The organism is Planctomycetota bacterium (genome assembly GCA_038746835.1).
In the GTDB taxonomy this organism is placed as follows: Bacteria; Planctomycetota; Phycisphaerae; order Tepidisphaerales; family Tepidisphaeraceae; genus JBCDKH01.
On sequence record JBCDKH010000164.1, the window covers coordinates 1 to 8,388 of the forward strand.

An 8,388-nucleotide genomic window follows, 5' to 3' on the forward strand; every position below is an offset into this window, starting at 1 on the left:
CTTCGAGTTCGTCGATCGTGAACGCCTCTTCCCGCCCGATCGCCGCCTGCTGCTTTTCGGCGATGATGTCGTACGCGGCATCGTCCGCATCCAGCACCGCCCGCTCCGGCGAGAGACATCCGGCGAGAAGAACAACGACCAACAGCCCGAGGCGCAGCATCAGCCCCACCATACCCGCGCTTCGGCATCAGGGGGACTTCGGATCGATCTTGTCGACGAGCTGACGCACCTCCGCCTCGTCAAGCACGCCCTTGTCCTTCAACAGCTTGACGAGGGCGGCCATGCCCATCTCCAGCTCCTCGTTCTCCAGCTTGAGCGCCCGAATCTGCTCGTCCTGTCCCATGTCGTGCCGCAGCCCCTTCCGAAGGACCTGGCGAACGTCATCGATGCTCCGCTCGGCATCCGCGATGTCGAGCCGATTGCCGATGTCCCCGAGAAACAGTGTTCGCATCCAACCCATGGCCAGATGGTACGGAAGTCGCCTCGATCAGGTAACGACGGACGCCTCCGACCGCAGGTGCCTGATTCAGCTTGCCGAGCCGCACGACGGTCGGACGCCGTTACGGCGATGACGTGAAGTCATTGGCAACCATCGCATCCATTACACTCCCGCCCCAATGGCGGGCTATCGAAGTGTCAACGACCAGCTTCTCCACGAGACCGTCAGGCGGTTGGAGGATCGCATCGCGACGCAGTTTCCAGGGGCCGGACTTCGTCAGGTCGCTGTCGAGCTGATCGAGATCACACGCACCGCGCGGGCGCGGTCCAAAGACATCGGCCGACCGATCTGGTGGATTCGGGCACCGGCCATGCTGTCGGTCGTCGGGTTGTTCGGCGTGATCGTGCTGGAGGTCTTCTTCATCGACAAAATCGGCAAGCTCGACACCGTCGGCGACTTCATCCAACTCCTCGAACCGACGCTCGGCAGCATCTTCTTCCTCGCCGCCATCGCCGCGTTTTTGCTCAGCCTGGAGACCCGTTGGAAACGCCGGCGTGCCCTGGAGGCCGTCCACGAACTCCGTGCGATGGCCCACGTGGTCGACATGCACCAGCTGACCAAGGACCCGACCGAAAAGTCCTTCGGCGAGACCCGAGCCCCGCCCGACGACCGCCCACTCACGGCCGACGAACTCGTCCGCTATCTCGACTTCTGCAGCGAGATGCTCTCCCTGATCGGCAAGGTCGCCGTGCTCTACGTCCAACGCTTCCCCGACGACGGGGCCGTCCGCGCCGTCGACGAAATCGAAGGCCTGACCAATGGCCTGTCCCGCAAGATCTGGCAGAAAATCACGATCCTCCAGAATCGACAGTTCTCAGGCTCCAGTGCGACGTGACCGCACGTTCAGATGTGTCGCGTCACCGCTTCTTCCGAAACAGCAGCACGACGGCCATCACGGCGCCGGTCGCCACGACGCCGAGGATGAAGCCGACGATGCCGGAGGCGATGACGCCGGCGGTGGATGCTCCACCGAAGTAGGCGATCGCGAGCAGCACCACCGCCCCACCTGTCCCGCCGATGGCGGAGACGGCATTGTCGCTGCCGCGAAACGTCGGCACGCACCCGACCTTGTCCGCCAGCCGCTGATACGGCGTGTCGGGCCGCTTCTCGTCCGTGTCGGGCGAGGCGTAGCCGATGGGGTGATCGTCGTCATTTGGCTCATTCATGCGTTCGTCCTGCGGTCTGGCCAAGCAGATGCGTTCAGAGTCGGCGGGACGTCCGGACGTGGGACACGAGCGCCCTTGGCCTCGAGATCATCATCGTCGCCGCGTTCGCGTCGAATCGCTTCGTAGACCTCAAGCCGGTGGACGTCGAATTCGCGCGGTGCGTGAATCCCGAAGCGTGCCTTGTCGTCGCGGGCGTCAACCAGCGTTAATTGAACGCTCGCTTCTACTTCGACGACGTTTGTTCTCTCCATCCTGCAAATCCGAACAACAGAGGACTCATCCTGTGCGTCCGCTTCGATACCGACAGTGCAGCGGCTCGTAGCAGGATCAACCTCAAGCAGTCGAAGCAACCAGACTGATTGACGATGAGCAACGCGAATCGCTTCACTGCGCCGTCGCGAAAGAACGAGCATCAGCCGAAGGTATCAGAACGGTTAAGCCATCACTGGCAGCGCCTTCCCCGCCCTTTCGGCCTCGATCTTCTCATACCCGCTGCCCAACTCCCCAATCGGGTCTGGCGGGACGATTTCGACGACTTTTTCGCCGAGCTTGGCTTCGCCGTTTTGGACCTTGGTCTGGAACGCCAGACACTCCTCCAGCAGCCGGTCGAGGATGTCGGCCTCGGGGACGTTGGCGACCTTCTCGCCTTGGACGTAGATGATGCCCTTCTTGTTGCCGGCAAAGATCGCCACGTCCGCGCCCTCGGCCTCGCCGGGGCCGTTGACGACGCAGCCCATCACGGCCACCTTCATCGGCACCGTGATGTCTTCCTTCAACATCTTCCGCACGTCCTGCGTCAGCGTGAACAGGTCGACCTGAATGCGGCCACACGTCGGGCAGGCGATGAGTTCGGCGCCCTTCCGCTCGCGGAGGCCGAGGGTGTACAGCAGTTCGAGCCCGTCCTCGACCTCATAGATCGGGTCGTTGGCGTAGCTGATGCGGATCGTGTCGCCGATGCCGGAAGCCAGCAGATGACCCAGCGGGACGACGCTGCGGATCGTGCCCGTCTCCTTCGGCCCGGCGTGCGTGACGCCCAGGTGCAACGGGTAGTCGAACCGCTTGCTGATTTCCGTGTACGCCGCGATGACGAGCTGGGCGTCGATCGACTTAGCGCTGATGGCGATGTCGTGGAACTCTTCCTCGTGGAAGATGTCCAGGTACTCCTCCAGCTTGGCGATCATGATCGCGAGCAGGTGGCCGTGCTTGGAGTCGCTGAAGTACTTGCCGAGTTCTTCCATCCGCTTCTGCTTATCGCGGCGTTCGATGATGGAGCCCTCATTGACGCCGATGCGGATCGGCAGGCCGCGCTCCTTGCAGGCCGCGATGACATCTTTCACCTGCGCCCGGTCCTGAATGTTGCCGGGGTTCAGCCGAATCTTGTGCACGCCCGCCTCGACGGCTTCGAGCGCGCGTTTGAAGTGGAAGTGCACGTCGGCCACGATCGGCACCGGCGTCTCCCGCATGATCTCGGCGAGCGCTTGCGTGTCCTTCCGCTCCGGCACCGCGACGCGGACGACATCGGCCCCGGCATCGGCAAGCTTCCTGATCTCGGCGAGGCAACCGGCCACGTCATGCGTGTAACCGCTGGTCATGGTCTGCACCACGATCGGCGCGTCGCCACCGACTTTGACGTATCCGACGCGTTCGTCGCCGAGGGTGATCTGACGGGTTTTACGTCGCGCGAACATGGGCGAAACACCATAGCCGCCGTCACCTCGGCTACGGGCGTCGGCGGAGCATGACGACGGCACCCACCGCGAGCACGCCAGCCATCGCCGGTTCCGGCACCGTCACAGCCCAGGCGTCGAGCGCTGCCAGATCGCTCGCCGACCCGCCGAAGTTGGCCCGCAGGATGCCGAAGTCCGCCAGGTCGACGTCGCGATCGCCATCGAAGTCGGCGGTGGTGAGGTAGGCCCACGTCTCGCCGAAGTTGGCACGGAGCACGCCGAAGTCCGCGAGGTCGACGACGCCGTCGAGGTTGGCGTCGCCGGGCACAATGTCGTCAATCGAAGGCGGCGTCCAGACGGCGACGCGGCCGTCGAGGACGTCGCCGGTCTGGTAGAGGAATGCCACCTGACCGTGTTCGTTGAAGGCGTCGCCATTGTCGCCGCCGCCAAACTCGCCCGTCTCCGTCAGAATGAACGTGAGCGTTTGGCCATTGATGGTGTCGCCCTCGCGGGCGACGGTGAGGAGCCCCAGACGGTCATCGAAGAAGAAAATGCCGACATCGTCTGCGTCACCGCCGACCGTGTTGCTGAGCGATGCGGCGAAGACGACCTGACCCGCATCATTGATGGATGCGTCACCATCGGGTGTCATGCCCAGCCCATTTCGGACGGCGTCGAACGTTCCGTTTCCATCGGGTGCCGGGTCGCCGCCCTCGAAAATGCGGACCGCCCCTTCCGCTCCGACACGGATCGCTCCGCTTCTGTAATTGTTGACGAACTCACCGACGACTGCCTGTCCGACATTGTTGGCATCGAGCACCGCCATCGAGTCGAGAACGTCTCCGGGACGGTTCAGAAGCGGATCACCAGCCGACGCGACGACCGATACCGCTCCGTCGTCGCCGGCGAGTACCGTCGGGACCTCATTAATCCCGACTCGACCGACCGCGTAGACGAGACCACTGGATTGAGCGACCGTCGGACGTCCGAAAAATGGGTTCGCGAAGAGAATCAACTCGCCTCCAACCGTTTCACCTTCCAAAATCATTACCTCCCCGGGGACCCCATCAGCCGTGCTCTCGCGGAACAGGCCGTCAACGTTGGTTTGCAGGCGACTGTAGAAGTTGACTCTCTCCTGATCATCGACAGGCGGAGGCGGTGCTCCGATGAAGCCAAGGTAGTTACTGCTAGTGGGTGACGGTGTGAAAGAGAACGCGACTGTCGTCGGTTCGATCACACCCCCACCGGCAATGACGCCCGCTCCCGAGGTGCCGGAGACAGAGTAATACACCGCCGCGGTCAGACCGTCGTCGCTGATCGTCGGGCGAAGCAATGCTGGCGGAATTGGTCCCCCAGAGGAACCAACTCCGAGCTCAAACCTTGAAATAGTCCTTCCGCCAGCGAGATCGTCGCCAGCGTCGCCGATCTCCGTCACCGCGCCATCATCGAAGACGTAGAGACCGACCTCACGGACATCGTCCGTGGAGGACTGGCCGAAGAACGCGACGTCGCCGGCATCGTTCAGTGAAACGCCGACGCCCCCGAAGTCGAGGAAGGTGTCGCTGGCATCCGGAAGCAGATCACCTCGCGCAACGACATTGCGCGGCACGCCGTCGGCTCCGACGATCCAGATGCCGAATGGGTATTCGGTCCCAACACCGCCAGCGACCAGGGCCACCTCGCCAGCGTTGTTTAGCGTCGGTCTCGTAGCCCAGCCGAGCCCTTGGGCAATTGGGTTGCTTGCCTCTGTTCCCAACACCGCCGTCGTCGTCGGTGTCGATTGAGCCCACGCGGCGCCCGTCGATGCCAGAACCACCACACCCGCCGTTTTCCAGAGCGTCTTCATCGGAAGCCATCGTGCAGCGACAGACGGTCACTCGCAAGCGGCAGATGATTCTCGCCGAGCGCTTGGTTGATTCGACGTGCGGATTCTGCGGCAGACGACGTCTGGGCCGATGGGTGTTCATCCCACGAGCGCCCGCTGCAGGTTCCGCATGGCCTGCCGGAGTCGCTGCTCGTTCTCGACGAGTGCAATCCGCACGTATCCGCTGCCCGCGTCGCCGAAACCGATGCCGGGGGCGAGGGCGACTTCGGCCTCGTCGAGCATGCGGATGCTGAAGTCGATGTCGTCTTCGCCGGGCTTCATGTGGGCGGGGTTGATCTTGGCCCAGACGAACATGCTGGCTCGCGGCTTTTCATACGCCCAACCGAGCTTGTCGAGGCCGCGGCAGACTTCGTCGCGGCGGTCCTGGTACTTCGTCGCCTGGTCGCCGGGCGTGGCGGCGCATTCGCGCATGGCGATGACGCCGGCGATCTGGATCGGGTTGAAGCTGCCGTAGTCGTAGTAGCCCTTGATCGTCTTGAGCGCGGCGACCATGTCGCGGTTGCCGCAGCAGAAGCCGACCCGCCAGCCGGCCATGTTGTAGCCCTTGCTCATCGTCGTGAACTCGACGCCCACGCGCTTGCCGCCACGCGTCGCCAAAAAGCTCGGCGGCCTGTACCCGTCGAAGCCGATGTCGCCGTAGGCGAAGTCGCTGAGACACAGCACGCCGTACCGCGCGCACAGGTCGGCGGCGGCCTGCATGAAGTCGGCATCGACCGTCGCGGCCGTCGGGTTGTGCGGGTAGTTGAGAATCAGCAGCTTCGGCTTCGGGTAGAGGTCGCGCAGCGTCTTCTCGACGTTGTCCAGAAACGCCTGATCGGTGCCGAGCGGCACACGGATCACGTTCGCCCCCGCCATCGCCGGGCCGTAGAGGTGGATCGGAAACGCCGGGTCCGGCACGACGGCCGTGTCGCCGGGGCCGAGGAGCGCGAGGCAGAGGTGGCTGATGCCCTCCTTGCTGCCGATGGTGACGATGACTTCCTCGTCCGGGTCGAGCGTGACGCCGTACTCGCGCTCGTACTTGATCGCGACCTCACGCTTGAGCCCTGCGATGCCCGCAGCGGCCGCCTGGTAGCGATGGTTCCGCGGGTCGCGCGCCGCCTCGGCCAGCTTGTCGACCACCGGATCGGGCGTCGGGTCGGTTGGGTTGCCCATGCCAAGGTCGATGATGTCGCGCCCTTCCTGACGCATCCGAAGCTTGGCGGCGTTGATTCGGCCGAACAGGTACGGCGGCAGGCGCTTCAGGCGCGGCGCGACGTCGACGGCGAGCGCCGGGGCTTCGACCAGCGGGCCGTCCGCCACGCCGATGTCGTCGGCGACGGACTCGAGTTCGTCGGGCTTGTTCAGGACGGCTTCCATGCGTTAAGGCATGTTACGACGCGTCGCGGGCATCGTCGTCGCGGGCCGCTCCTGCTCCAAACGCTCTTTGAACGCCTCGTCCTCCACCGGCTGGGGCTGGGCCGCGATGAGACGCGCCTGCAGCTGCTCGGCCAGCATCGGGTCTTCCAGCTCCAACGCCTGGCTCGTCAAAGCCCCGGCCATGAGCCGGCGATACTGCGTGATCAGAGCGTCGCTCGCGTTGTCGATGAGCTGAGCTCGAAGGTCGTCCTTGACGTCCTCGAACGCGACGACGGTCGGTGCGCGGCGTTCTTCCAGTCGCAGCAGGAGGAACTTGCCCTCGCTCTCGACCGGTTCGCTGACGTCGCCTTCCTCCAGGGCGAAGGCGGCGTCCTTGATGGTCTTCGGGAAGTCGCTCTGACGCGTGAACGGCTCGATGAGCCCCTGCCGGGCGGCCAGCGACGCGTCCTCGTTCAGCGTCGACGCCAGTTCGATGAAGTCGTCAGCGTCCTCGATCTGCCTCCGCACCTCGGCCGCGTCGCGGAGGGAGTCGAACGCGATGACCCGCACGACAGCCTGCTCGCCGTAGCGACGGTTGAAGTCTTCGAGCAGCATCTCGTCGGTGACCTGTTGTCTGATCCGCTCGCCGGCCGCGGCGCGGAGCATGGCGTTGGTCTCCATGACGACGTCGAACTCCGCCCGCGACAGGCCCTGCTCGGCCAGGACGCGTTGGAGGGCCGCGTCGTAGTCGCCGATTTCCAGGACCTCGCCGTCCGGCCCGCGGAAGCCGGTGTCGAGCGTCCGCCGCACCTCGGCTTCGACGTCGACAGTCTCCGGATCGACGCCCAACTCCGTGGCCTGCTGCTTCGCCAGCTCCAGCTGCATGAGATTCAGCACGGCGTCCAGCCCGCGCGTCTCTTCCAGAAACGCGAGATAACGATCGCGCGGCAGCGTGACCTGCGTCTCGCCGATCGTGATCGACGCGATGACCACGTCGTCGGTCACGACGTCGGCCGCGAGCGGTGCTGCCGGCGCCTGCTCGACGACCGGCTCGGGCTGTGCCTCTGGCATTGGCGGACGGTCATCGGAAGCGGAACAACCGATCAGAAAGAGCAGTGCCACGAGCGGGTAACGCATTGGACGCATCGTCGCGTGGGAAGCGGTCGGATCAAGTGGGCGAGGGGGAAGGTCTGTCGATCCGTGTTTGCAGGACACTGATTGGGACGCAGCGTTGCTGTTTAGCGGTGAGCGGTAGCGAGCCTCGTGTGTAATCGAGCTCACATCCAGCATGCTTGAGGCTCGCTGGCGCTCACCGCTAAACAATCGAACTGAGGTGGTTTTTCATAAGCACAGGGACTCGTTCGTCTGTCTCAACCACCCGATGGCTTCGCTTGGAATCCGTCTTCTTTGAGGTGATCGACGACGCGGTCGCGGTGGTCGCCCTGGAGTTCGAAGCCATCGTCGGTGACGGTGCCGCCGACGCCGAGGGTGGTTTTGAGGGTTTTGACGTAGGTGGCGAGGTCGGTCGCGACGGGGTCGAGTCCGGTGACGACGGTGGTCCACTTGCCGCGGCGTTTTTCGCGTCGGACGCGTGGGGATTGGTCCTCGGGTTGGACGATCTCGCCCGAAGCGGAGCGCGGACAGTCACAATCGTCGATCGTCTTGTCGCAGTGCGCGCAGGTGACCGGTCGTTCGAGTGCAGTCCCGTCGAAGAGTCCCATGGTGGGAAGGTAGCGCTGACGGTCGTCGCACGGTGTGCTTGAAACAGGATGATCTCAAAGAGAAAAAGTCACTAGAAGCCGACGTGCAGAGCGAAGCGTCGCACCGGGTCCGGAC

At 64.3% G+C, this 8,388-nt stretch carries 9 protein-coding genes; 1 reads left to right on the forward strand and 8 read right to left on the reverse strand.

The window, feature by feature from the left end:
- Positions 1–187: 187 nt before the first annotated feature.
- Entirely contained in the window at positions 188–460 is a 273-nt protein-coding gene (locus AAGI46_13555; protein ID MEM1013230.1) for a hypothetical protein, read from the reverse strand.
- 157 nt (positions 461–617) lie between these two features.
- On the opposite strand from AAGI46_13555, the gene AAGI46_13560 reads away from it, so the two are divergent.
- Positions 618–1,334: a hypothetical protein gene (locus AAGI46_13560; protein MEM1013231.1), complete on the forward strand. Its 717-nt coding sequence runs from the start codon at positions 618–620 to the stop codon at positions 1,332–1,334.
- A 22-nt stretch (positions 1,335–1,356) separates the two neighbouring features.
- Here the strand turns inward: AAGI46_13560 and AAGI46_13565 are convergent, their stop codons facing one another.
- From AAGI46_13565 to AAGI46_13595, 7 genes are all read right to left on the reverse strand, one after another.
- Positions 1,357–1,665 carry a hypothetical protein gene (locus AAGI46_13565; GenBank protein MEM1013232.1) on the reverse strand — a complete coding sequence of 103 codons (309 nt, stop codon included), beginning with the start codon at positions 1,663–1,665 and terminating at the stop codon, positions 1,357–1,359.
- A complete protein-coding gene (locus tag AAGI46_13570) occupies positions 1,662–2,078 on the reverse strand; it encodes a carbon storage regulator (GenBank protein ID MEM1013233.1) in 417 nt (138 codons plus the stop codon). Before AAGI46_13570 ends, AAGI46_13565 begins: the two co-directional genes overlap by 4 nt.
- A gap of 21 nt (positions 2,079–2,099) precedes the next feature.
- The gene (gene ispG, locus AAGI46_13575; protein ID MEM1013234.1) at positions 2,100–3,353 is read right to left on the reverse strand and encodes a flavodoxin-dependent (E)-4-hydroxy-3-methylbut-2-enyl-diphosphate synthase; all 1,254 of its coding nucleotides are present in this window, start codon (positions 3,351–3,353) and stop codon (positions 2,100–2,102) included.
- A 31-nt stretch (positions 3,354–3,384) separates the two neighbouring features.
- On the reverse strand, positions 3,385–5,178 hold the full coding sequence (locus AAGI46_13580; GenBank protein ID MEM1013235.1) for a choice-of-anchor tandem repeat NxxGxxAF-containing protein: 1,794 nt from the start codon (positions 5,176–5,178) through the stop codon (positions 3,385–3,387).
- A gap of 117 nt (positions 5,179–5,295) precedes the next feature.
- Positions 5,296–6,573, reverse strand: a complete 1,278-nt coding sequence (locus AAGI46_13585; protein MEM1013236.1) for an aminotransferase class I/II-fold pyridoxal phosphate-dependent enzyme — start codon at positions 6,571–6,573, stop codon at positions 5,296–5,298.
- Between the two features lie 3 nt (positions 6,574–6,576).
- Positions 6,577–7,623, reverse strand: a complete 1,047-nt coding sequence (locus tag AAGI46_13590; GenBank protein ID MEM1013237.1) for a peptidylprolyl isomerase — start codon at positions 7,621–7,623, stop codon at positions 6,577–6,579.
- Between the two features lie 299 nt (positions 7,624–7,922).
- Positions 7,923–8,273 (reverse strand): translation initiation factor, encoded by a 351-nt coding sequence (locus AAGI46_13595; protein ID MEM1013238.1) that lies wholly within the window; start codon positions 8,271–8,273, stop codon positions 7,923–7,925.
- Between the last annotated feature and the right edge of the window lie 115 nt (positions 8,274–8,388).